This is a genomic window from Extensimonas soli, assembly GCF_029211265.1.
In the GTDB taxonomy this organism is placed as follows: Bacteria; Pseudomonadota; Gammaproteobacteria; order Burkholderiales; family Burkholderiaceae_C; genus Extensimonas; species Extensimonas soli.
Genome location: NZ_JARGEL010000016.1, coordinates 130,687 through 153,815, shown reverse-complemented (window position 1 = coordinate 153,815; position 23,129 = coordinate 130,687). Strand labels below are relative to the sequence as shown.

The window sequence follows — 23,129 nt, the reverse complement described above, 5'->3', positions numbered from 1 at the left end:
ATGGGCATCATGCGAATCGGCCACGTCAGCCTGCGGGTGATGGACATGGCCGCGGCCGTCAAGCACTATGAAAAAGTGCTGGGCCTCAAGAAAACCATGGAAGACAAGCAAGGCAATGTCTATCTCAAGTGCTGGGACGAGTGGGACAAATACTCGCTGATCCTCACGCCTGCCGATCAGGCGGGCATCAACCACGTGGCCTACAAGGTCGAAAGCGATGCCGACCTCGACGCTTTGCAAAAGCGCATCGAGGCTTACGGCATCCAAACGCAAGTCCTGCCTGAAGGCACGCTGCCCGCCACTGGGCGCATGCTGCAATTCCACCTGCCCAGCGGACACGACATGCGCCTGTACGCCATGAAGGAGTACGCGGGCACGGAAGTTGGCACGGTCAACCCCGACCCCTGGCCCGACAACATCACGGGCGCGGGCGTGCACTGGCTGGACCACTGCCTGCTGATGTGCGAGCTCAACCCCGAAGCTGGCGTGAACAAGGTCGCCGAGACCACCAAGTTCGTCGCTGAATGCCTGGACTTCAAGCTGGTCGAGCAGATCATGGTCGGGCCTGACAACAGCATCCAGGCTGCAACCTGGCTCTCGCGCTCGAACACGCCGCACGACATCGCCTTCGTCGGCGGCCCGCGCATGGGGCTGCACCACATCGCGTTCTATCTCGAAGACTGGGCCGACGTGCTCAAGGCCGCCGACGTGATGGCCAAGAACAAGGTCAAGATCGACCTGCCACCGACCCGCCATGGCGTGACGCGCGGCACCACGATCTACTTCTTCGACCCGAGCGGCAACCGCAACGAAACCTTCTCGGGCCTGGGCTACCTGTCGCAGCCCGATCGCCCCGTCACCACCTGGACGGGTGACGAGATGTGGCGTGGCATCCTGTACCACACCGGCGAGGCATATGCGGCCTTCACGGACGTCTATACCTGATTCCGCCCCGCGCCATGGCTGAACTTCCCTTGAGCGTGGGCGCGCGCGCCATCGCCTGCCAAGCCGCCGCTGCCGCCGTGCAGGCGGTGGTAGCGCATGCGCAAGCGCTGGACATACGCATCAATGTCGCCATCACCGACCCCGCAGGATTGCTGATGGCCTTTTTGCGCATGCCCGGCGCGCCGCTGCACTCGATCGACATCGCCATCGACAAGGCCTACACGGCGGCGAGCTTCGGCGTGCCGACGGCGCAGTGGCTCGAGTTGATCGGCGACGAAGAAGCCCTGCGCATAGGCCTGCCGCAGCGCCCGCGCCTGGTGGTGTTCGGCGGCGGCTTGCCCATCCGCGAAGCCGGTGTGCTGATCGGCGGCATAGGCGTCTCGGGCGGCTCGGCCGCGCAGGACGAAGACTGCGCGCGCGCCGGTTTGTCTGCCATAGGGCTGTAGATCTCTCTGTTTTTTCAGATCCCCTCCTTGATATGAAGCAAATCTCGAATTTCATCGACGGTGCCTACGTCGCCACAGGCAAAACCTTCGAAAAGCGCTCGCCCCTCACGGGCCAGGTCATCGCGCAGGTACATGAGGCCGGCAAAGCCGAGGTCGATGCCGCCGTGGCCGCGGCGCGTGCGGCCTTGCGCGGTCCCTGGGGCCGCATGAGCGTGGCCGAGCGGGTCGAGCGTCTGTACGCCGTGGCCGACGGGATCAACCGTCGGTTCGAGGAATTTCTGGCCGCTGAGTGCGAAGACACCGGCAAGCCGCGCAGCCTGGCGAGCCACATCGACATCCCGCGCGGGGCGGCCAATTTCAAGATTTTTGCGGACGTGGTGAAAAACGTCCCCACCGAATTTTTCGAAACCGCCACGCCCGACGGGCGCGGCGCGCTCAACTACGGCTACCGCAGCCCCGTGGGCGTGGTCGGCGTGATCTGTCCCTGGAACCTGCCGCTGCTGCTCATGACCTGGAAGGTCGGCCCCGCGCTCGCGTGCGGTAATGCGGTGGTCGTCAAGCCCTCCGAAGAAACCCCGCAGACCGCAGCACTGCTCGGCGAGGTCATGAACGAGGCCGGCATTCCGCCCGGCGTCTATAACGTGGTGCACGGCTTCGGCCCCGATTCGGCCGGCGAATACGTCACCAGCCACCCGCAGGTCAACGCCATCACCTTCACGGGCGAAACACGCACCGGCGAAGTCATCATGAAGGCCGCCGCCAAAGGCGCGCGCCCCGTCAGCCTGGAGATGGGCGGCAAGAACGCCGCCATCGTGTTCGCCGACTGCGACTTCGACGCCGCCATCGAGGGCACCATGCGCTCGGTGTTTGCCAATTGCGGCCAGGTGTGCCTGGGCACCGAGCGTGTCTATGTCGAGCGGCCGCTTTTCGAGCGCTTCGTCGCCGCGCTCAAAAAAGGCGCCGAAGGCCTCAAACTCGGGCGCCCCGAAGACGCCGCGACCAACATGGGGCCGCTGATCAGCCAAGAGCACCAGGCCAAGGTGCTGTCGTACTACCGCCTTGCGCTCGAAGAGGGCGCGACGCTGGTCACGGGCGGCGGCGTGCCCGACATGCCGGGCGAGCTCGCGGGAGGCAGCTGGGTGCAGCCGACGATCTGGACGGGCCTGCCCGAGACGGCGCGCGTGCTCAAGGAGGAGGTGTTCGGCCCCTGCTGCCACATCGCACCCTTTGACAGCGAAGAAGAGGTGCTCGCCAAGGCCAACGACAACGACTACGGCCTGGCCACGGCCATCTGGACGCGCGACCTCGCACGCGCGCACCGCGTGGCGCAGCGCATGGAGGTGGGCCTTGCCTGGGTCAACAGCTGGTTCCTGCGCGACCTGCGCACGCCCTTTGGCGGGGCCAAGCAGTCTGGCATAGGGCGCGAGGGCGGCGTGCATTCGCTCGAGTTTTACACCGAGCTGAAGAACGTGTGTATCAAACTTTAATTTTTAACATTCTTTTGTGCGGATGCACTGTGCAAAAGAGTAAATCCCAAGCTTGAGTGAAACCTCAGGCAAATTGAAAAGGAGATTGTCAATGGGTATTTTAAGAATTGGCCATGTCAGCATGCGTGTCATGGATACCGAGGCTGCACGTAAGCATTACGAAAACGTGCTTGGCATGAAAACGACCATGGAAGACAAGCACGGCAATCTCTACCTGAAGTGTTGGGATGAATGGGATAAGTTCTCGGTGATCCTGACACCGGCCGACCAGGCGGGCCTGAATCATGTGGCGTACAAGGTAGAGCAGGATGCCGATTTGGATGCTTTCCAAAAAAGAATCGAGGCTTATGGCATCCACACCGACATGCTGCCGGAAGGCAATCTGCCGGCGACTGGACGCATGCTGCGCTTCCACATCCCCAGCGGCCATGAAATGCGGCTGTATGCCCAAAAGGAATGCGTGGGCACCGAAGTGGGCTCGGTGAATCCAGATCCTTGGCCGGATAACGTCAAGGGTGCGGGGGTGAAGTGGCTGGATCACTTGGCGCTGGTGTGCGAATTGAATCCGCAAAGCAATGTGAACCACATTGCGGACAATGTGAAGTTCTTCACGGACTGCCTGGACTTCCACTTGAGTGAGCAAGGTCTGGTGGGGCCGAATGCCTCGATCCAGGCTGTGGCCTTCATGTTTCGGGCCACCAAACCGCATGACATTGCATTCCTCCCCGGGCCCAAAGCCGGCGTGCACCACATTTCCTTCTTCCTGGACTCCTGGCACGACGTGCTCAAAGCAGCCGACGTCATGGCGAAAAATAAGGTCAAGATCGATCTCGCACCCACCCGGCATGGCATCACCCGTGGCGAAACGGTCTATTTCTTCGATCCCAGCGGCAATCGTAACGAGACATTTGCCGGTTTGGGTTACCTCGCCCAGCCGGATCGGCCGATAAACACCTGGACCGAAGATAGCTTGTGGCGTGGAATTTTGTTCCATTCGGGTGAACCCTACGCCGCCTTTACGGATGTCTATACCTGACATCCGCACCATGGGCTCCGCAAAACGTCAACTAGTCGAACGCTGCGTGCCGTGTGGATGAGATATTAGATGTAACCAAAATGATTGGCGTGGCAGTTAAAAAATGTTCGCTGAATCACGTCATAAACAACCCACCAAGGAGTAAAACATGAGTGCTGTCAAAGAGCTACCGTACCTGGAGCATGCCCAAAATGGTGTGCGGAGAGTCAGTCGGGACATTTTCACCGATCCCGACCTTTTCGAAATGGAGTTTTCCCGGATCTGGGAAAAAGTGTGGGTGTACGCCGCTCATGAAAGCGAAATTGAAAAGCCACGCTCCTTCGTTACTCGATGGGTGGGGCGCATACCGATCATCGTTAATCGCACAAAAAAGGGCGATATCAACGCAATGGTCAACGTGTGTTCGCACCGTGGCGCCACGCTTGCTCGCGTCTCAAAAGGTGCGCGCGCTAATTTTGTCTGCTCTTTTCACGGTTGGGCCTTCGATGAAACTGGTGGCCTGATTGCCCCCATGAATGAAAAAGACGCTGGCTATCCAGAAGAGTTCGATAAAGAAAAACTCGGACTCAAGAAGTTGAGGGTTGCCAATTACAAGGGCTTCATTTTTGTGACGTTGAATGACGCCGCCGAGCCCATTGAAGACCACCTGGCAAACGCCAAAACCTTCATCGATATTTTGGCTGAGCAGTCACCCAACGGTTTGGAAGTTCTCAAGGGGAGTTCGACCTATACATTCAACGGGAATTGGAAGTTGCAAGCGGAAAATGGCGTTGATGGATACCATGTAGCTGCTACGCATGGGAACTATGTGCAAACGCTGCAACATCGCGCGAAGTCAACGACCGCAGGGCATAAGACCAAAGCCATGAATGTGGGTGATCTGCCAAACGCCCGCGGTGGATTCTATGATTTGGGAAATGGCCACACTATCATCTGGTCAGATTGGACGAACCCACAGGATCGTCCACTTTTCCCTGTCAAAGACCAACTGGTGGCTTCGATGGGGAAGGCAAAGGCGGACTGGGCCGTGGGTAGGTTGAGGAATCTTTTGATTTATCCCAACGTGTTTTTCATGGATCAAACCAGCAGCCAAATCCGCGTCTTCCGTCCGATTGCTGCTGATAAAACCGAGGTCACGATTTACTGTTTTGCGCCCAAAGGAGAGGCTCCGGCGGCACGTGCGCACCGGATCCGCCAGTATGAGGACTTTTTCAACGCCAGTGGAATGGCAACTCCGGATGATCTGACCGAATTTTCGGAAACGCAAATTGGCTGTAACGCGCACAGGGCCATGCGTTGGAGCGACATGTCCAGGGGAATGGCCCACGAAATCGAAGGTCCCGATGATCTCGCGAAGGAGCTTGGCATCAATCCTGCGCACAGTGGCGCAAAAATTGAAGATGAGGGAATTTTCGTGGCCCAGCATAAACGCTGGCTCGAACTTATGGGCTTGAAAGGAGAATGAATATGACCGTTGCACTCGAAAACAGGATTCGTGTCCAAGATTTCATCGCTGCAGAGTTGCGCTATCTGGACGACCGTGAGTGGGATAAATGGTTGGCAATGTTTGACGAGGGAGTCGATTTCTGGGTTCCCGCATGGGATTCGGAGTACGAACTCACCACCGATCCGCAAGCGGAAATTTCGTTGATGTATTACAACGGGCGCAGCGGCCTGGAAGACCGGGTGTTCAGGCTCCGCACGGGCGCGTCGGCAGCATCAACTCCGCTTCCGCGCACGTGTCATATGCTCAGCAACATACAGATTGCTGAAAATGAGCGGGGATTCGCGGTCACCGCCAATTGGGTGAGCTATGCGTACCGCAAAGGGGAATCCACGGTCTTTTATGGCACCTATCATTATCAAATCCTGGACGATGAAAAAGGTATGCGCATCGGGAGGAAAAAAATCGTCGTGATGAACGATTTGATTCCGACAGTTCTCGATATTTATAACCTTTGATATACCCGGGGATGAATAACCCAGGGGTTCAATATCTCGGCGCCCGTTCGCTCTTCAATCGCGGAAGATAATTTTGTTTTCAGCTGCAGACATGTTTTTTTGGGGCGTGCTGGGTGGATGGGGTAAGTGATTCTTGCAAGCTTCCCTATACCCGCCGGGAAAATATAGGTTCGAAAAATGCAATGAGCTGTCGATATGAGGCAGCGCCAACGAGAACCAACGGTCGATTTTTTGCTGAATGAAAATGGAAAGGACCCTTATGGATCAAGCACTCATCACCCAGCTCGGCGACGAGCTATACGAGGCACTGGTGGCTTGCCAGACCGTTGTGCCGCTTACATCTCGGCATCCTGATATCACCGTGGATGAGGCCTATCAGGTACAGCAGCGCATGATCGCCCGCCGCCTGGAAAAGGGCGAGCGCGTCGTTGGCAAAAAAATTGGCGTCACGAGCCAAGCCGTCATGAACATGCTGGGCGTGTACCAGCCCGACTTCGGCTACATGCTCGACGGCATGATCGTGAGCGACGGCGAGACCATACCGATGTCTTCGCTGATCCAGCCCAAGGCCGAGGGCGAAATCGCCTTTGTGCTCAAGAAAGACCTCATGGGCCCGGGCGTGAGCAATGCCGACGTGTTGGCCGCGACCGACTTCGTGATGCCCTGCTTCGAGATCGTCGATTCGCGCATCCGTGACTGGAAGATCAAAATCCAGGACACCGTGGCCGACAACGCTTCGTGCGGGGTATTCGTGCTCGGCAGCGCCGCCGTCGATCCGCGCAAGATCGACCTCATCACCTGCGGCATGGTGCTCGAGAAAAACGGCGAAGTCATCGGCACCGGTGCGGGTGCTGCGGCGCTGGGCTCGCCCGTGAACGCAGTGGCCTGGCTTGCGAACACGCTGGGGCGCCTCGGAATCGGCCTCAAGGCCGGCGAAGTCGTGCTTTCGGGCGCGCTTGCCGCCATGTGCCCCGCGCAGGCGGGCGACCATTTTGCGGTGCATATTGGCGGGCTGGGCAGCTGCTCGGTGCGTTTTGGCTGAGCACCATCTCATTTTTCATTGACGGAGTTTTCATGCAGAAAATCAAATGCGCCTTGATCGGGCCTGGCAACATCGGCACCGATTTGCTGGCCAAACTCAAACGCAGCCCGGTACTCGAGCCCGTGTGGATGGTGGGCATTGACCCCGAGTCCGACGGCCTGAAAAGAGCCCGCGAGATGGGCATCAAGACCACCGCCGAGGGTGTCGATGGCCTGGTGCCGCACCTCAAAGCCGACGGCGTGCAGATCGTTTTCGACGCCACCAGCGCCTACGTGCACGCTGAGAACAGCCGCAAGGTCAATGCCGAGGGCGCCTTGATGATCGACCTCACGCCCGCAGCCATCGGCCCCTTTTGCGTGCCGCCCGTGAACCTGCGCGAGCACGTGGGCCGGCGTGAGATGAACGTCAACATGGTCACCTGCGGCGGCCAGGCCACCATCCCCATGGTGGCGGCCGTGGCGCGTGTGCAGCCCGTGGCTTATGGCGAGATCGTCGCCACCGTCTCGAGCCGTTCGGCCGGGCCGGGTACGCGCAAGAACATCGACGAATTCACGCGCACCACGGCCAAGGCGATCGAGCAGGTCGGCGGCGCCAAGAAGGGCAAGGCCATCATCATCATCAACCCGGCCGAGCCGCCGCTGATCATGCGCGACACCGTGCATTGCCTGACCGAGACCGAGCCTGACCAGGCCAGGATCACCGAGTCCATCCACGCCATGATCAAAGAAGTGCAGCAGTACGTGCCCGGCTACAAGCTGGTCAACGGCCCGGTGTTCGACGGCAAGCGCGTCTCGATCTTCCTCGAGGTCGAGGGCCTGGGCGACTACCTGCCCAAGTATGCGGGCAACCTCGACATCATGACCGCCGCCGCCGCGCGCACCGCCGAAATGTTCGCTGAAGAAATCCTCCGCGGCGCTTTGACCCTCGAACCCGTTGCCGCCTGAAGGGAAACACCATGAATCTTGCTGGAACCAAAATCACCGTCCACGACATGACCCTGCGTGACGGCATGCACCCCAAGCGCCACCAGATGACGCTCGACCAGATGAAGAGCATCGCCTGCGGCCTCGACGCAGCCGGCGTGCCGCTGATCGAAGTCACGCACGGCGACGGCCTGGGTGGCAGCTCCGTCAACTACGGCTTTCCCGCGCACACCGACGAGGAATACCTGTCCGCCGTCATTCCGCTGATGAAGCAGGCCAAGGTCTCGGCGCTGCTGCTGCCAGGCATAGGCACCGTCGATCACCTCAAGATGGCGCGCGAGCTGGGCGTGCACACCATCCGCGTGGCCACGCACTGCACCGAGGCCGACGTGTCCGAGCAGCACATCACGATGGCGCGCAAGATGGACATGGACACGGTGGGCTTCCTCATGATGGCCCACATGAACAGCCCCGAAGGTCTGGTCAAGCAGGCCAAGCTGATGGAGAGCTACGGCGCCAACTGCATCTACGTCACCGACTCCGCCGGCCACCTGCTGCCCGACGGCGTGAAGGCGCGCCTGAGCGCGGTGCGTGATGCGCTCAAGCCCGAAACCGAGCTCGGCTTTCACGGCCACCACAACCTCGCAATGGGTGTGGCCAACTCCATTGCGGCGATCGAAGTGGGTGCACGGCGCATCGATGCGGCGGCGGCGGGCCTGGGTGCCGGCGCCGGCAACACGCCCATGGAAGTGCTGATCGCCGTGTGCGACCTCATGGGCATTCAAACCGGCGTGGACGTGGCCAAAATCACTGACGTGGCTGAAGACCTGGTGGTGCCCATCATGGACTTCCCGATCCGCATCGACCGCGACGCGCTGACGCTAGGCTATGCGGGGGTGTACGGCTCCTTCCTGCTGTTTGCCAAGCGCGCCGCGGCCAAGTACGGCATCCCTGCGCGCGAAATCCTGGTGGAGCTGGGCCGGCGCGGCATGGTCGGCGGCCAGGAAGACATGATCGAGGATACGGCCCTGACCATGGCCAAGGAACGCGGCCTGATCCCCGCCAAGGCAGCCTGAGGAGCGGCGATGAGCACATTGGACAAAGCTGCCATCGCCCAGTTGGCAGAGCACCTCGAGAACTGCCAGCTCAAGGCGCAGGACACACCCAAGATCACCGACCAGCACCCCGGCATGGACTGGGACGACGCCTACGACGTGCAGGACGCCGTGCTCGCGCGCAAGACGGCGCGCGGCGCGCGTGTGGTCGGCTACAAGGCCGGGCTGACCTCGTTTGCCAAGATGAAGCAAATGGGCGTGAGCGAGCCGGTGTTCGGCTTTCTCGTCGATGAGTTCGCGGTGCCCGAGGGCGCGGCCATCAAGGTGAGCGAACTCATTCACCCGAAGGTCGAGCCCGAGATCTGCTTCGTCACCAAGACCGCGCTCAGAGGGCCGGGCTGCCATGTGGGTGCCGTGCTCGCGGCGTGCGACTTCGTGCTCGCCGGTATCGAAGTCATTGATAGCCGCTACCGCGACTTCAAGTTCGACGCCAAGAGCGTGATCGCCGACAACACCTCGGCCGCGCGCTTCGTGGTCGGCAGCCGCATCGCGGATGCGCAAGACCTCGACCTGCGCACGCTTGGCGTGGTGCTCGAGAAAAACGGCGTGCCCGTGGCCTTTGGTGCCGGCGCCGCCGTGGTCGGCAACCCGGCCGCTGCGGTGGCCATGCTGGTCAACCACCTGGCCGCACGCGGCCAGGAGCTGCCGGCGGGCAGCCTGGTGCTCTCGGGCGGCATCACCGAAGCCGTGGCCGTGCAGGCCGGCGACGCTGTCACGCTCAAGGTGCAAAACCTGGGCAGCGTGGGGCTGCGCTTCGTCTGATTCGCGCGGTTTTTGCCAAGGAGCTTTCCATGCCATTTGCACAGATTTACCTGCTCGAGGGTCGTACCGAAGAGCAAAAGCGCGCTGTGATCCAAAAGGTGACCCAGGCACTCCAAGAAGCGCTGGGTGCACCCAAGGAAAACGTGCGCGTATGGATCCACGACATGCCCAAGGAAAACTGGGGCATCGCGGGTGTCAGCGCCAAGGACCTGGGGCGCTAAATGGAGGCGAGTGTGCCTGGGTGGCGCACTCGCCGTCAGAAGTTTCATTTGTCTGAGGGCCAATGTCGGCCGTTGAAAGGAGAGTGTCATGACCACCCAAACTACTGTTAGTCTCAACTCTGCCCCGGACGTGGCAGCCCTGATTGAAAAAGACCGCATCCGCGGCAGCGTCTATACCAACGAGGCGCTGTTCGAGCAGGAGATGAAAAAAATCTTCCACAGCGGCTGGGTGTTCGTGGGCCACGACTCCGAAATTCCGAGCGCTGGTGAATACGTGCGCCGCACGCTGGGCCTCGAAGAAGTGCTGATGGTGCGCCAGCGCGACGACTCGATCGCCGTGCTGGTCAACCGCTGCACGCACCGCGGCAACATGCTGCGCGTCGAGAAGCACGGCAAAGAGAAATACTTCACCTGCGCCTACCACGGCTGGGTGTTCGACCTCGGGGGTAACCTCAAAGACGTGCCCTACCCAGGCGGCTTCAAGAAAGACAAGTCCGAGCTGGGCGTGCGCAGCCTGCGCACCGAGAGCTACCGCGGCTTCGTGTTCGCGAGCTTCAAGGACGACGTGCCGCCGCTGTCCGAACACCTGGGGCGTGCCAAGGTTCTGCTCGACCGCTCCTGCGACATGTCGCCCACGGGCCGCATCAAGCTCACGGCCGGCTGGGCCAAGCAGCGTTTTGCCTCGAACTGGAAGATGCTGCCCGAAAACGACACCGACGGCTACCACGTCAACGACGTGCACGCCTCGTTCGCACAGGTGATCCGCTCGCAGTATGACTCTGCCGTGATCGCCACGGAAGAAAGCCTGAAGTCGGAAACCAAGGACTGGGGTAACGGCCATACCGAGCTGTATTTCTCGCCCACCTACAAGCGGTATCTGGAGTGGCTCAACACCAGCGCCGACCGCTACCCCGATTACATGGCGCAGATGAAAGCCTTTCATGGTGACGCCAAAGCCGACCAGATTCTGCGCGACGGCCCTCCGCATGCGGCCATCTTCCCGAACCTGTTCCTCGGCGAGATGAACATCGTCATGTTCCAGCCCGTGAACGCGCACGAGTGCGTTCAGTGGCACACGCCCATGCTGCTCGAAGGCGCCTCCGACGAAATCAACGCGCGCATCATCCGCAATTCCGAAGGCGCCATGGGACCGGCCGCCTTCCTGCTTGCCGACGACAGCGTGATCTCCGAGCGCCAGCAGATCGCCCTGCGCGGCGAAGACGCCTGGCTCGACCTCTCGCGCGGCCTGAACCGCGAGCACGTCGATGACATGGGCGTGGTCGTGAGCCACATCAGCGACGAGACGACCAACCGCGGCTTCTGGAACCACTACAAGAAGGTCATGACGGAGACGGCCTGAGACCCAGGTGATCCACCAGAAAGACCACCCCATTTCCTATTTCTTCCTTCATCCATCACCGCGCGCCGCGATGCGGCGCGCACCAGGAGCGTTGACATGACAACTATGACAGCCACGAAAGAACAAACCGCGACCAGCCCGGTCAGCGAGCGCGAGTACCGCATGGTGTGCGACTTCCTCTACCAGGAAGCGCGCCTTGCCGATGAGTCGCGCTACCTCGAATGGGAGGCGCTGGTCGAGGACGACATGGTCTATTGGGTGCCGCTGGGCGAGGGCGACTTCGACATGAACAAGCATGTCTCCATGATCGCCGACAACCGCTCGCGCCTGCGTACGCGCGTCGCGCAGCTGGCCACCGGCAAGCGCCACGCCCAGGTGCCGGTGTCGCCCATGCGCCGCCTGCTCAGCAACATCGAGGTGCAGCGTCTGTCCGACGACAGCTGGAAAGCGCAATGCAACTTCGTGCTCTACGAATTGCGCAAGTCTTCCACGGGCAAGCTGGAAGTCTGGCCTGGCCGCGTTGAATACCACCTGCGCCGCCGCGCCGACGGCAGCCTGGGCATGTTCTTCAAGAAGGTCATGCTCGTCAACGGCGAGGAAGACGTGCCCAGCCTGGCATTCATCATCTGATGCCCGCCATGGCGAAATCTTCGACGAAAAAGCCCCAGGCGAAGGCGGCCATCACGGGCTTGGGTTTCAGCGCCATGTCGCGCCAGCCCATAGGCAGCGTGCGCGAGCTGGCCGCATCGGCCATCCTCGCGGCGATTGCCGATGCCGGCCTGCGGGTCAAGGACATCGACGGCCTGCTGCTGAACAAAAGCCCCACCGCGCACACGGAAGAACTGCCGCTGCGCATGCAAAACGACATCGGCTTGCGCGACCTGTCATTGCTCGCCGCCCTGGATTCGGAAGGCTCCACGGCGGTGCAGATGGTGCAGTATGCTGCGCTGGCCGTAGCTGCTGGGCTTGCCAAGGCAGTCGTTTGCGTGTTCTCTGACACGCCGATCAAGGAAAAGGGCAAGGGCGGCGGCGACACCTTCGCCCTGGCCATGCCCTTGTCCGGCATCGAGAGCTGGGAGGCCCGGCAGGGCTTTCTGGGCGCGACGGCGGGCTATGCCCTTGCGGCGCGCCGGCACATGGCGCTGTACGGCACCACGCCGGAGCAGCTCGGCGCCTACGCCATCGCCTGCCGCCAATGGGCAGCGCTGAATCCGCAGGCTTTTTTGCGCAAGCCGATCACGCTACAGGACTATTTGGCCTCGCCCTACGTGGTCGAGCCGTTTCGCGTGCTCGACTGCTGCTTTCCGGTCAACGGGGCGATCGCGCTCGTGGTCACTTCGGCGGATCGCGCTGCCGATGCACCCAAACCACCCACCTACATCCATGGCATGGGGCAGGGTCACCGCGGTCGCTCGGGCCTGCGTGGCGACGAGCCCGAAGTGCTGACGGGCGCGGTGCAGGCGGGCAAGGCCGCGTACCGCAGCGCGGGCGTCACGGCACGCGACGTGACGCAGTGCCAGTTCTACGACGCTTTTTCTTACGCCGGCGTGCTGAGCCTCGAAGGCTACGGCCTTGCCAAACGCGGCGCGGGCGGTGCCTTCGTCGAGCGCGGCCACACCGCGCCGGGCGGCAAGCTTCCGGTCAATACGGGTGGCGGTCATCTGTCGGGCTTTTACCTGCAAGGCATGACGCCGCTGTCCGAGGCCGTGATCCAGGCGCGTGGCGCCGGCGGCGAGCGCCAAGCCAAAAACGACCTGATCCTCGTCAGCGGCAATGGTGGCTGCCTCGATTACCACACCTGTGTGCTGGTGAGCCCGCACCAAAAACTGAATTGAGCGTGCCCACCTGGAGAAAACCGAATGGAAGCCATCGAATTGCACCGCTATGACGAGGAGTTCCTCGCCGGCATCGCCAAAAAGCAGCTGCTGATTGCCGTCAACCAGAAGACCGGCGCCGCGCTGGGCTACCACGAGCGCGGCTGGTGCGCCCAGCAAGACGCCAACGTGCGCTGGCAGCGTGCGAGCGGCGAGGCCGAGCTCTTGTCCTACACGGTCACGCGCCGCGCCTACTCGCCCGACTTTCCTGTGCCGCTGGTGCATGGCCTAGTCGAGCTCGAAGAAGGCCCGCGCCTGATTTGCCGCATCGAGACCGATGCACCCGAGAGTGTGCAAGTGGGCATGACTCTCAAGGCCGATTTTGACGACAAGGGCTTGATTTTCCGCACTGCGCGCAGTCGCGCGGCACACACTGCCGGACGCAAAACGGACCGCACCACCGTAAACCAAAGCAAGCCCATGGCGGCTTGAGCTGAAGATAAAAGGAGACCCTTTTCCATGCTACCCCGTGACATGGTTCGGCGCTGTGCGCAGAACTATCCGAACAAGACCGCCTACCTGTGCGGCGACCGCAGCGCCACCTGGCGCCAGATGCACGAGCGCTCCGACCGCTTTGCCGTAGCGCTGCAAAAGCTCGGCCATCGCAAGAACGACACCGTTGCCATCCTCACGCAGGAAACCATAGAAGTCTATGAACACTTCTTCGCCTGCATGAAGATAGGCGCGCCGCGCGTGGGTCTGAACACCCAGTACGCCTGGCCAGAAATGCTGCACGTACTCAAGGACAGCGACACCAGGTACCTGCTCGTGCAGGCGCGCTGCAAGCACCTGATCGCAGAGCACCTGGGCGACATCGCCGCTTTAGGCATCACGCTGATCGGCTACGGCGAAGGCCACGGCCTGCCGCTGGACTACGAGCAACTGCTCGCGCAGGCGCAGGGCAAGCCCGTCTGGCCGGCGCTTGCGGGCGACGACGTGCTGTTCATCAGCTACACCTCGGGTACCACCGGCGTGCCCAAGGGCGTGCTGCTCACGCACGATGGCGGCGCCAACTGCATCCTGCACTCGCTGATCCAGTTCGGCTTCTGCACGGACGATGTGTGGTACATGCCGGCAGCCTCGGCCTGGGTCGTGGTCATGATGACCTCGCTCGGTCTGGGCAACGGCATGACCATGGTGCTGCCCGACGGCGCATTTCAGCTGCAGAACTATCTGCACGACGTGGAGCGCTTCAAGGTCACCGTGGGCCTGCTCGTGCCGACCATGCTGCAGCGCGCCATTGCCGAAGTGCGAGCCAACCCGGTCTACGACCTCTCCTCGCTGCGCATGATGATGTATGGCTCGTCCCCGGCCACGCCCAAGCTCATCCGTGATGCCAAGGACACCTTCAAGGTGGCCTTGATGCAGACCTACGCCATGACCGAGGCCACGGGCGGCTGGATCAGCTATCTCACCGACAAGGACCACGACCTCGCGCTGCGCGAAGAGCCGAGCCTGCTGAAATCGGTCGGTCGCATCGGTATCCATTACGACTGCACCATCCGCGACGGCGAGGGCGCCATCTTGCCCCCGGGCGAAGTGGGCGAGGTCTGGCTGCGCGGCAGCACGCTGATGAAGGGCTACCGCAACCTGCCCGAAGCCACGGCCGAGGCCCTGCCCGACGGCTGGCTGCGCACCAACGACATCGGCCGCCTGGACGAACGAGGCTATCTGTATCTGATGGATCGCCAGAAGTTCCTGATCATCACGGGCGCCGTAAACGTGTTCCCGACCACGGTCGAAGCCGTACTGGTCGAGCATCCTGCGGTCGAAGAAGTGGCCGTGGTCGGCGTGCCGCACCCCGAATGGGGCGAGGCCGTGGTCGCAGCGGTCGTCAAACGCGCAGGGCACGAGCCAACCACGGCGGCGGAGCTCGTCGACTTCTGCCACGGCAAGCTCAGCCGCCCCGAGACGCCCAAGCACGTGGTGTTCGTGGACACGCTGCCCAAGACCTCGAACGCCAAGCTCAAGAAAAACGAGATCAAGGCCTGGCTCAGCTCCGAACCGGGACTCGTGCCCTGGAGCACGCAGGTCGAATAAACGGAAGCCTCGACTGCAGGCGGCGCCAAAGAAAAATCTTTGTTGAGTGGCCTGCCTGCCAGAAAAATAAAGGAGACATCACTCATGCTTCCCCGTGACATGGTTCGGCGCTGTGCGCAGAACTATCCGAACAAGACCGCCTACCTGTGCGGCGACCGCAGCGCCACGTGGCGCCAGATGCACGAGCGCTCCGACCGCTTTGCCGTGGCGCTGCAAAAGCTCGGCCATCGCAAGGACGATACCGTCGCCATCCTCACGCAGGAGACCATTGAAGTGTATGAACACTTCTTCGCCTGCATGAAGATAGGCGCGCCGCGCGTCGGGCTGAACACCCAGTACGCCTGGCCCGAAATGCTGCACGTGCTCAAAGACAGCGACACCAGGTACCTGCTCGTGCAGGGGCGCTGCAAGCACCTGATTGCAGAGCACCTGGGCGAGATCGCCGCTTTGGGCATCACGCTGATCGGCTACGGCGAAGGCCACGGCCTGCCGCTGGACTACGAGCAGTTGCTCGCGCAGGCGCAGGGCGAGCCCGTCTGGCCAGCGCTTGCGGGCGACGACGTGCTGTTCATCAGCTACACCTCGGGCACCACGGGTGTGCCCAAGGGCGTGCTGCTCACGCACGATGGCGGCGCCAACTGCATCCTGCACTCGCTGATCCAGTTCGGCTTCTGCACGGATGACGTGTGGTATGTACCCGCGGCTTCGGCCTGGGTGGCTGTGATGTTGCTGGTGCTCGGCCTGGGCAACGGCATGACCATGGTGCTGCCCGACGGCGTCTTCCAACTGCAGAACTTTCTCCACGACATCAAGCGTTTCAAGGTGACAACGGGTTTCCTTGTGCCGACCATGCTGCAGCGCGCCATCGCTGAGGTGCGTGCCAACCCGGTCTATGACCTGTCTTCGTTGCGCATGGTGATCTATGGTTCGTCCCCAGCCACGCCCAAGCTCATACGCGAAGCGAAAGATGTCTTCAAAGTGGCACTGGTGCAAACCTATGCCATGACCGAGGCCACGGCAGGCTGGATCAGCTTTTTGACAGACAAGGATCATGAACAAGCACTACGTGAAGAGCCGGGCCTGCTGAAATCTGTGGGGCGCATCGGCATCCACTACGACTGCACGATCCGCAGCCCTGAAGGAAAAATTCAACCGATTGGCGAAAGCGGCGAAATCTGGCTGCGCGGCAACACGCTGATGAAAGGCTACCGCAACCTGCCCGAAGCCACGGCCGAGGCCCTGCCCGATGGCTGGCTGCGCACCAACGACATTGGCCGTCTCGATGAACGCGGTTATCTGTATCTGATGGATCGCCAGAAGTTCCTGATCATCACGGGCGCCGTAAACGTGTTCCCGACCACGGTCGAAGCCGTGCTGGTGGAGCACCCGGCGGTCGAAGAGGTGGCCGTGGTCGGCGTGCCGCACCCCGAATGGGGCGAGGCCGTGGTCGCAGCGGTCGTCAAGCGTGCAGGGCACGAGCAAGCCACGGCGGCGGAGCTCATCGACTTCTGCCACGGCAAGCTCAGCCGCCCCGAGACACCCAAGCACGTGGTGTTCGTGGACACGCTGCCCAAGACCTCGAACGCCAAGCTCAAGAAAAACGAGATCAAGGCCTGGCTCAGTTCTGAACCGGGACTCGTGCCTTGGAGCACGCAGGTCGAATAAAAAGGAAAAGAAGTTTCCGGGAGCAGGTGCGCGCCACTTGCGCCCGGCGAGATAGCCCAATGCGATTCTCTCCGGAGGGGCCAGAGAGAACGCTTCACATCCAAAGTTCAAGGAGACCATGATGAAAAACCGTTTCACCACACGCCTGGCGGCCACGCTGGCATTGGCCGCTTCGGCGCTGCTCGGCACCACTGCCTGGGCGCAGGCCAAGCCGCCCCTGAAGATCGGGGCGTATCTTTCCGTGACTGGCCCAGCGTCCTACCTGGGCGCGGGCGCCATGAAGACGGTCGAAATGTACGTGGACATGATCAATGCCGGCGGTGGCATCGATGGCCGCAAGATCGAGTTGTTCCGCTATGACGACGAATCCAGCCCGCCGCGTGCGAACACGCTCATCAAGCGCATGCTCGACAACGACGGCGTGCAGGTGATCATCGGCGGCTCTACCACCGGGACGACGATGTCGGCCGCACCGCTGGTCGAGCGCGCAGGCGTGCCCATGCTGTCGCTCGCCGGCGGAACGGTGATCATCGACCCTGTGAAAAAGTTCGTCTTCAAGATGAACCAGACGGATGCCATGGCCATTACGCGCCTCTACGACCACATGCGCAAACGTGGTCTGGCCAACGTGGGTGTGATCGCAGGCACGGACGCCTTCGGGCGGGCCTGCCTGGCCGCGGCGCAGGAGGTTGCTCCCAAAAGAGGAATGAAGATCGTGCGTGAGGAGTCTTTCAACGCCAAAGACACCGACATGACCGCGCAACTGACCAACCTGCGCCAGGCGCCGGGCATTCAGGCGATCCTGAACTGCGGCTTCGGCGAGCCGGCCGTCATCGTCACCAAGAACTACAAGCAATTGGGCATTCCCCTGCCGCATTACGGCACGCACGCGCTGGCGTCCGATACCTTCGTGAAGCTCGCCGGCGCTGCTGCGGAAGACATGGTGATGGCCAATGGCGCCATCTTGGTGTGGGATCAGCTGCCCGCCAGCAACCCGCAGCAGGGTGTGGTGCAGGCCTATGTCAAGGCCTACCAGGCCAAGTACGGTGAGGTTCCATCGTTCTTTGCCGGCAATGCGCACGATGCCATGCTGCTGATCCGCGAGGCCGTGCAGCGCACCGGCAGCGTCGATCCGGCCAAGCTGCGCGACGCGATCGAAGCCAGCTCTGTGCTCGGCGTGACCGGGCCCTTCAAGATGAGCCCGACGGATCACGTGGGCTTGACGGCCGCATCGCTGCGCATCGTGCAGGTCAAGGATGGGCGTTGGAAGCTGTTGGAGTAAGTGCGCGTGGACGCTTTCATTCAGTTTCTGTCCTCGGGCCTCACGGAGGGGGCGCGCTATGCCTTGGTGGCGCTGGGCTTCACGCTGATCTACAACGCCAGCGGAGCGCTCAATTTTGCCCAGGGTGAGTCGGTCATGATCGGTGGCATGGTCACGGCCGTGCTGCTGCAGACGCAGATGCCCTTCTGGCTGGCCGTGCTGCTCGCGGTGCTCGCGGGCCTGGTGGTGTCTTTGCTGCTGCAGCGGGTGTTCACCTACACCCTGCAGCGTTCGGGGGTGCTGCAGGTGATCATCCTCACGGTGGCCTTCGGCATCATGTTACGCGGTCTGGCCCATGCGTTGTGGGGCACGCAGACGCGCTCGATCCCGGCGTTCAGCGGCAGCGAGCCTTTGCGCATTGGCGGTGCCACGATACTGCCGCAGGCCTTGTGGGTGATGGGCATCACGGCCGTGGTGCTGGCCGGGCTGGCCTGGTTTTTTCGCCACAGCCGCACCGGGCGCGGCTTTGTTGCCGCCTCGCTGGACCCGACCACTGCGCAGCTCATGGGCATAGACGTCAAGCGTGTGCTGCTGCTGGCCTTTGGCCTGTCGGGCGTGCTGGGCGCGATCGGTGGCATCGTCACCGCGCCCATCACCTACACCTATGCCGACGTGGGCGTGATGGTGGGCCTCAAAGGCATCATCGCCGCGATCATCGGCGGCATGGGCAGCCCTTGGGGAGCGGTGTTCGGCGGTTTTGCGATCGGCCTGGCCGAAGCCATGACGGCGGGCTATGTGTCGTCCGCCTACAAGGATGCCGTGCCTTTCGTGATGATCGTGCTGCTGTTCATGGTCAAGCCCACTGGCTTGTTTGGCCGCCGGCGTGTGGAGCGTGTGTGATGGGAGTGATGGAATCTATGGCCCTTGCGGGTAAACCTTCGAAGGGGCACGCGGGTGAAGGCGCCGCCCGTGGCGCCAGGCAGGGTGCGGCGCGCACGGCGTGGTTCGCGGCCCTTGCGTTGCTTGCTGCGGTGGCGTTTCCGTTGCTGGTGCCCAATCCTTTCTATCTGGCGGTGGCCAACCTGGTGTTCATCAACGCCGCCGTGGCCGTGTCGCTGACCTTGATGATAGGCACCACGGGGCAGCTGAGCCTGGGCCATGCGGCATTTTTTGCCAGCGGCGCGTATCTGTCGGCGTATCTCTCGACCATGCAGAACTGGCCGGTGCTGCTGGCCATCGTCTGTGCCGTTGGCGGCACGGTGCTGCTGGCCTGGCTCGTGGGACGGCTGTTTCTCAAGCTGTCGGGCTATTACCTCGCGGTGGCCACGCTGGGTGTGGGCTTTTTGCTTGGCATCGTGTTGCGCAACGAGCCGCAGTGGAGCGGCGGGCCGGACGGCATGTCCGTCAACCCGCTCACGCTCGCAGGCCATACCCTGCAAGGCGATGCCGCCTGGTACGGCGTGCTGCTGCTGGTGCTGGTGCTGACGGTGCTCGCCTCGGTCAATCTGCTGCGCTCTCCGGCAGGGCGCGCCTTGCGCGCGCTGCACGACGCCGAGATTGCTGCCACCACCATGGGCGTCGATGTGCAGAGCTACAAGGTGCGCATCTTCGTGTTTTCTGCGGCGATTGCCGGATTCATGGGGGCCTTGTATGCGCATTACTCGGGTTTCGTCACGCCGGATGCGGCTTCGTTTCTGCATTCCGTGCAATTCCTGATGATGGCCGTGGTGGGTGGCATAGGCTCCATCGCCGGGGCCGTGCTGGGTGCCGGCATCGTGACGCTGCTGCCGCATCTGCTGGCCAAGGCGGCCGAGTACGAGACCCTGGTGGTGGGCGGCATTCTGTTTGCGGTGGTGCTGCTCATGCCGCGCGGCATCGTGCCGACGCTGCGCGAACGCTGGCTCACGCGCCGCACTGCGCACCCGGGGGTAGGCACATGAGCGCCGTCCTGCAAAGCCTTGCGGCAGAAGACGACATCGTGCGCCTCGAAGGCGTGCACAAGGACTTTGGCGGCCCCAAGGTGCTCGAGGACGTTACGTTTTCCTTGAGTCAGGGGCATGTGCACTCGCTCATCGGCCCCAATGGCGCAGGCAAGACGACGCTGCTCAACATCGTGAGCTGCCTTTACCGCCCGAGCGCCGGGCGAGTGCTGATCGACGGCCACGACACCGCCACGCTGGCGCCCCATGCGCTCGCCACGCTGGGCGTCTGCCGCACTTTCCAGAACCTCAAGATATGCCGCAACATGACGGTGCGCGAAAACATCCTGCTGGGCGCGCACGTCGGTCTGCAGGGCGGACTCTGGGCCGGAATTTTGCGTCTGCCTGCGCTCGTACGGCGCGACCGCGAGCTGAGCGACAAGGTGCAGGAGCTGCTCGCCCTGGTGGGACTCGACGTTTCGCCCGACAGCCTGCCCGACGCCATGTCCTACGGTGCGCTCAAGCGGCTGGAACTCGCGCGGGCGCTGATCCGCACGCCGCGCCTGCTGCTGCTCGACGAACCCGCCGCGGGGCTCAATCCGAGCGAAAAAGTCGAGATGGGGCGCATCATCGAACGCCTGGCCGCGCAGCACATCACGGTGGTGTTGATCGAGCATGACATGAAACTCGTGATGGGCGTGTCCGACCACGTGGTGGTGCTCAACTATGGCCGCTGCATCGCGCAGGGCACTCCGGCCGAGGTGGCGCGCGATCCAGACGTGATTGCCGCTTACCTGGGCACCAAATGAATCCCCCTACCGCTTTGCGGCGCAAAGGAGTTATCCATGACGCAGCCTATCCCAAATGTCTCTCGCCCCACGGACGTACAGCCGTTGTTGCGCCTGCGCGGCGTCGACAGCTGGTATGGTCATATCCAATGCCTGCACGGCGTGAGCATGGAGGTCATGCCCGGGCAGCTGGTGGCGCTGGTGGGCAGCAACGGTGCGGGCAAAACCACCCTGCTCAAAACCATCTCGGGCCTGCAGCCCCTGCGCGGCGGCAGCATCGAGCTGGACGGCCAGACCCTGGGCAAGTTGCCGGCGCATCGACGCGTTGGGCGCGGCATTGCGCACTGCCCGGAGGGCCGTTGCGTTTTCGGAGACCTGTCCGTCGATGAGAACCTGCGCCTGGGCGGGCAAACCCGCCCCAAGGCAGAAGTCGAGCGCGAGCTCGAACGCATGTACCAACTGTTCCCTTCGCTCGCGAACCGGCGCAAGGAGCATGCGGGGCTGCTCTCGGGCGGCCAGCAGCAGATGCTCGCGATCGGGCGGGCACTGATGAGTCAGCCGCGTCTGCTGCTGCTCGACGAGCCTTCGATGGGATTGGCGCCGCTGATCGTAGAGGAAGTGTTTTCCATCATCGCGAACCTGCGGCGCGACGGCATGACCATCCTGCTCGTGGAGCAAAACGCGCACGAGGCGCTGCCGCTGGCCGATTGGGCCTATGTGCTCGAAAGCGGGCGCATCGTCCATGAGGGACGCGGCGCGGCGCTCATGGACGACCCGATGGTGCGTGCCGCCTATCTGGGGCTGGGCGCGGACGAGGACGCTCTGTGCGCGGATGAGCCGCTGTTGGAGGCAGCCTGATGCACCGTGATTCACCTGTTGCAGCGAAGCGACTGGGTATGATGCTTGCCCTTTGCGGGCAGCGTTGATGGACGACGGCCCATTTCCTTCCTTGATTTTTGGTTTTATGAGCACTTCTGTTTCTTCATCTACACCCCAAGCGCAAGGCGAGGGCGCTGCGCCTGCGTACACATTCATTGCCCGCACCAGCGAGGTCGAGCCAGATTACGCGCTGCAGGTGCAGGTCGAAGGCCGGCCGCCGCTGGCCGTGGTGTGCCTCGAGGGCGAATACTTCGTCATGGACGACACCTGCACGCACGGCGATGCTTCCATGGCCGAGGGCGAGATCGTCGGCTGCGAGATCGAATGCCCGTTTCACGCCGGGCGCTTCGATATCCGCACCGGCGCCGCGACCGTCTATCCCTGCACGAAGGCGCTGACCGTGTATCCGGTCAAGGTCGAAGGCGATCAGGTGTTCGCCGCGCTCGACGCCGGGCACTGCGCGGACGACGCGGCCTGAGAGGCTGAGAGTTCCTGGCCGGGTGGCGCGCCATACGGTGCGCGATCTGGTGCGCGCTCTTTCTGCGGATTTTGAGGGGTAACACATGGACTTGGGAATTGCCGGCAAGTGGGCGCTGGTGTGCGGCGCGAGCAAGGGGCTGGGTTTTGGTTGCGCGCAGGCGCTGGTGCGCGAGGGCGTGAACGTCGTCATCAACGCGCGCCAGCCGGACGTCCTGCAGCAGGCCGCATCCAAATTGATAGCTTCAAGCGCTGATACATCAAGCGCTAGCGGCCAAAATGGCTTGAAATCCGTGGTGCTCGCGGTGGCCGCCGACATCACCACGCCCGAGGGCCGCGCTGCGGTGTTCAGCGCCCCCGGCGGGCCAGGGCATGACTTCGACATCGTGGTCACGAACGCCGGCGGGCCGCCGGCCGGTGACTTTCGTGACTGGGAGCGTGCCGACTGGCTACGCGCCATTGACGCCAACATGCTCACGCCGATCGAGCTCATCAAGGCCACCGTCGACGGCATGGCGGCGCGTGGTTTCGGCCGCGTCGTCAACATCACTTCGAGCGCGGTCAAGGAGCCCATGAACGTGCTCGGGCTGTCCAACGGTGCGCGCAGCGGCCTCACGGGCTTCATCGCCGGTCTTGCGCGCAGCAAGATCGCGGCGCAGGGCGTGACCATCAACAACCTGCTGCCGGGCAAATTCGCCACGGAGCGGCTCGGCGTCACTTTCGAAGCCATGGGCGCGGCGGAAGGCGTCAGCGGTGAGCAGATTCGCCAGGGATACCTCCAGAAAATCCCGGCACACCGCCTTGGAACGCCCGAAGAGTTCGGCGCCATCTGCGCTTTCCTGTGCAGCGTGCACGCGGGCTTCATCACCGGGCAAAACGTGCTCGCAGATGGTGGCGCCTACCCGGGCACGTTCTGAGGGCGCTGGG

24 protein-coding genes are annotated in these 23,129 nt (G+C 62.5%); all 24 read left to right on the top strand.

Annotation, left to right across the window (positions count from 1 at the left end):
- The 24 genes from PYV55_RS07855 (at position 1) to PYV55_RS07740 (ending at position 23,119) form a co-directional block, all read left to right on the top strand.
- On the top strand, positions 1–945 hold the full coding sequence (locus tag PYV55_RS07855) for a catechol 2,3-dioxygenase (protein WP_275850130.1): 945 nt from the start codon (positions 1–3) through the stop codon (positions 943–945).
- Positions 946–959: 14 nt separating this feature from the next.
- Positions 960–1,391, top strand: coding sequence for a GlcG/HbpS family heme-binding protein (locus PYV55_RS07850; protein ID WP_275850129.1), 432 nt, complete (start codon positions 960–962; stop codon positions 1,389–1,391).
- 32 nt (positions 1,392–1,423) lie between these two features.
- The gene (locus tag PYV55_RS07845; RefSeq protein ID WP_275850128.1) at positions 1,424–2,878 is read left to right on the top strand and encodes a 2-hydroxymuconic semialdehyde dehydrogenase; all 1,455 of its coding nucleotides are present in this window, start codon (positions 1,424–1,426) and stop codon (positions 2,876–2,878) included.
- 91 nt (positions 2,879–2,969) lie between these two features.
- On the top strand, positions 2,970–3,914 hold the full coding sequence (locus PYV55_RS07840; RefSeq protein ID WP_275850180.1) for a catechol 2,3-dioxygenase: 945 nt from the start codon (positions 2,970–2,972) through the stop codon (positions 3,912–3,914).
- Between the two features lie 148 nt (positions 3,915–4,062).
- A complete protein-coding gene (locus tag PYV55_RS07835) occupies positions 4,063–5,379 on the top strand; it encodes an aromatic ring-hydroxylating oxygenase subunit alpha (protein ID WP_275850127.1) in 1,317 nt (438 codons plus the stop codon).
- 2 nt (positions 5,380–5,381) lie between these two features.
- Entirely contained in the window at positions 5,382–5,876 is a 495-nt protein-coding gene (locus PYV55_RS07830) for an aromatic-ring-hydroxylating dioxygenase subunit beta (protein WP_275850126.1), read from the top strand.
- A 259-nt stretch (positions 5,877–6,135) separates the two neighbouring features.
- Positions 6,136–6,918, top strand: a complete 783-nt coding sequence (gene dmpE / locus PYV55_RS07825) for a 2-oxopent-4-enoate hydratase (protein WP_275850125.1) — start codon at positions 6,136–6,138, stop codon at positions 6,916–6,918.
- Between the two features lie 32 nt (positions 6,919–6,950).
- Positions 6,951–7,862 (top strand): acetaldehyde dehydrogenase (acetylating), encoded by a 912-nt coding sequence (locus PYV55_RS07820; protein WP_144732034.1) that lies wholly within the window; start codon positions 6,951–6,953, stop codon positions 7,860–7,862.
- 11 nt (positions 7,863–7,873) lie between these two features.
- The gene (gene dmpG, locus PYV55_RS07815; RefSeq protein WP_275850124.1) at positions 7,874–8,917 is read left to right on the top strand and encodes a 4-hydroxy-2-oxovalerate aldolase; all 1,044 of its coding nucleotides are present in this window, start codon (positions 7,874–7,876) and stop codon (positions 8,915–8,917) included.
- A gap of 9 nt (positions 8,918–8,926) precedes the next feature.
- On the top strand, positions 8,927–9,718 hold the full coding sequence (gene dmpH / locus PYV55_RS07810) for a 2-oxo-3-hexenedioate decarboxylase (protein ID WP_275850123.1): 792 nt from the start codon (positions 8,927–8,929) through the stop codon (positions 9,716–9,718).
- Between the two features lie 29 nt (positions 9,719–9,747).
- Positions 9,748–9,939, top strand: coding sequence for a 2-hydroxymuconate tautomerase (locus tag PYV55_RS07805; RefSeq protein WP_114482248.1), 192 nt, complete (start codon positions 9,748–9,750; stop codon positions 9,937–9,939).
- Positions 9,940–10,027: 88 nt separating this feature from the next.
- Positions 10,028–11,299 (top strand): aromatic ring-hydroxylating oxygenase subunit alpha, encoded by a 1,272-nt coding sequence (locus PYV55_RS07800; RefSeq protein WP_275850122.1) that lies wholly within the window; start codon positions 10,028–10,030, stop codon positions 11,297–11,299.
- 105 nt (positions 11,300–11,404) lie between these two features.
- Positions 11,405–11,929, top strand: coding sequence for an aromatic-ring-hydroxylating dioxygenase subunit beta (locus PYV55_RS07795; RefSeq protein WP_275850121.1), 525 nt, complete (start codon positions 11,405–11,407; stop codon positions 11,927–11,929).
- Between the two features lie 8 nt (positions 11,930–11,937).
- Positions 11,938–13,134: a thiolase family protein gene (locus PYV55_RS07790; RefSeq protein ID WP_275850120.1), complete on the top strand. Its 1,197-nt coding sequence runs from the start codon at positions 11,938–11,940 to the stop codon at positions 13,132–13,134.
- A gap of 24 nt (positions 13,135–13,158) precedes the next feature.
- Positions 13,159–13,605, top strand: coding sequence for a Zn-ribbon domain-containing OB-fold protein (locus PYV55_RS07785; RefSeq protein WP_275850119.1), 447 nt, complete (start codon positions 13,159–13,161; stop codon positions 13,603–13,605).
- 27 nt (positions 13,606–13,632) lie between these two features.
- The gene (locus PYV55_RS07780; protein ID WP_275850118.1) at positions 13,633–15,213 is read left to right on the top strand and encodes a class I adenylate-forming enzyme family protein; all 1,581 of its coding nucleotides are present in this window, start codon (positions 13,633–13,635) and stop codon (positions 15,211–15,213) included.
- Between the two features lie 84 nt (positions 15,214–15,297).
- Positions 15,298–16,878 carry a class I adenylate-forming enzyme family protein gene (locus tag PYV55_RS07775; RefSeq protein ID WP_275850117.1) on the top strand — a complete coding sequence of 527 codons (1,581 nt, stop codon included), beginning with the start codon at positions 15,298–15,300 and terminating at the stop codon, positions 16,876–16,878.
- A 121-nt stretch (positions 16,879–16,999) separates the two neighbouring features.
- Positions 17,000–18,160 (top strand): ABC transporter substrate-binding protein, encoded by a 1,161-nt coding sequence (locus PYV55_RS07770; protein WP_275850116.1) that lies wholly within the window; start codon positions 17,000–17,002, stop codon positions 18,158–18,160.
- 6 nt (positions 18,161–18,166) lie between these two features.
- Positions 18,167–19,039, top strand: coding sequence for a branched-chain amino acid ABC transporter permease (locus tag PYV55_RS07765; RefSeq protein WP_275850115.1), 873 nt, complete (start codon positions 18,167–18,169; stop codon positions 19,037–19,039).
- Positions 19,039–20,079, top strand: a complete 1,041-nt coding sequence (locus PYV55_RS07760) for a branched-chain amino acid ABC transporter permease (protein WP_275850114.1) — start codon at positions 19,039–19,041, stop codon at positions 20,077–20,079. Before PYV55_RS07765 ends, PYV55_RS07760 begins: the two co-directional genes overlap by 1 nt.
- Positions 20,076–20,867 carry an ABC transporter ATP-binding protein gene (locus tag PYV55_RS07755; protein ID WP_275850113.1) on the top strand — a complete coding sequence of 264 codons (792 nt, stop codon included), beginning with the start codon at positions 20,076–20,078 and terminating at the stop codon, positions 20,865–20,867. The genes PYV55_RS07760 and PYV55_RS07755 overlap by 4 nt, the downstream gene beginning before the upstream one ends.
- Positions 20,868–20,951: 84 nt before the next feature.
- Entirely contained in the window at positions 20,952–21,704 is a 753-nt protein-coding gene (locus tag PYV55_RS07750; protein WP_275850179.1) for an ABC transporter ATP-binding protein, read from the top strand.
- 106 nt (positions 21,705–21,810) lie between these two features.
- Positions 21,811–22,203, top strand: a complete 393-nt coding sequence (locus PYV55_RS07745) for a non-heme iron oxygenase ferredoxin subunit (protein WP_275850112.1) — start codon at positions 21,811–21,813, stop codon at positions 22,201–22,203.
- A gap of 85 nt (positions 22,204–22,288) precedes the next feature.
- Entirely contained in the window at positions 22,289–23,119 is an 831-nt protein-coding gene (locus PYV55_RS07740) for an SDR family oxidoreductase (RefSeq protein WP_275850111.1), read from the top strand.
- Positions 23,120–23,129: the final 10 nt, after the last annotated feature.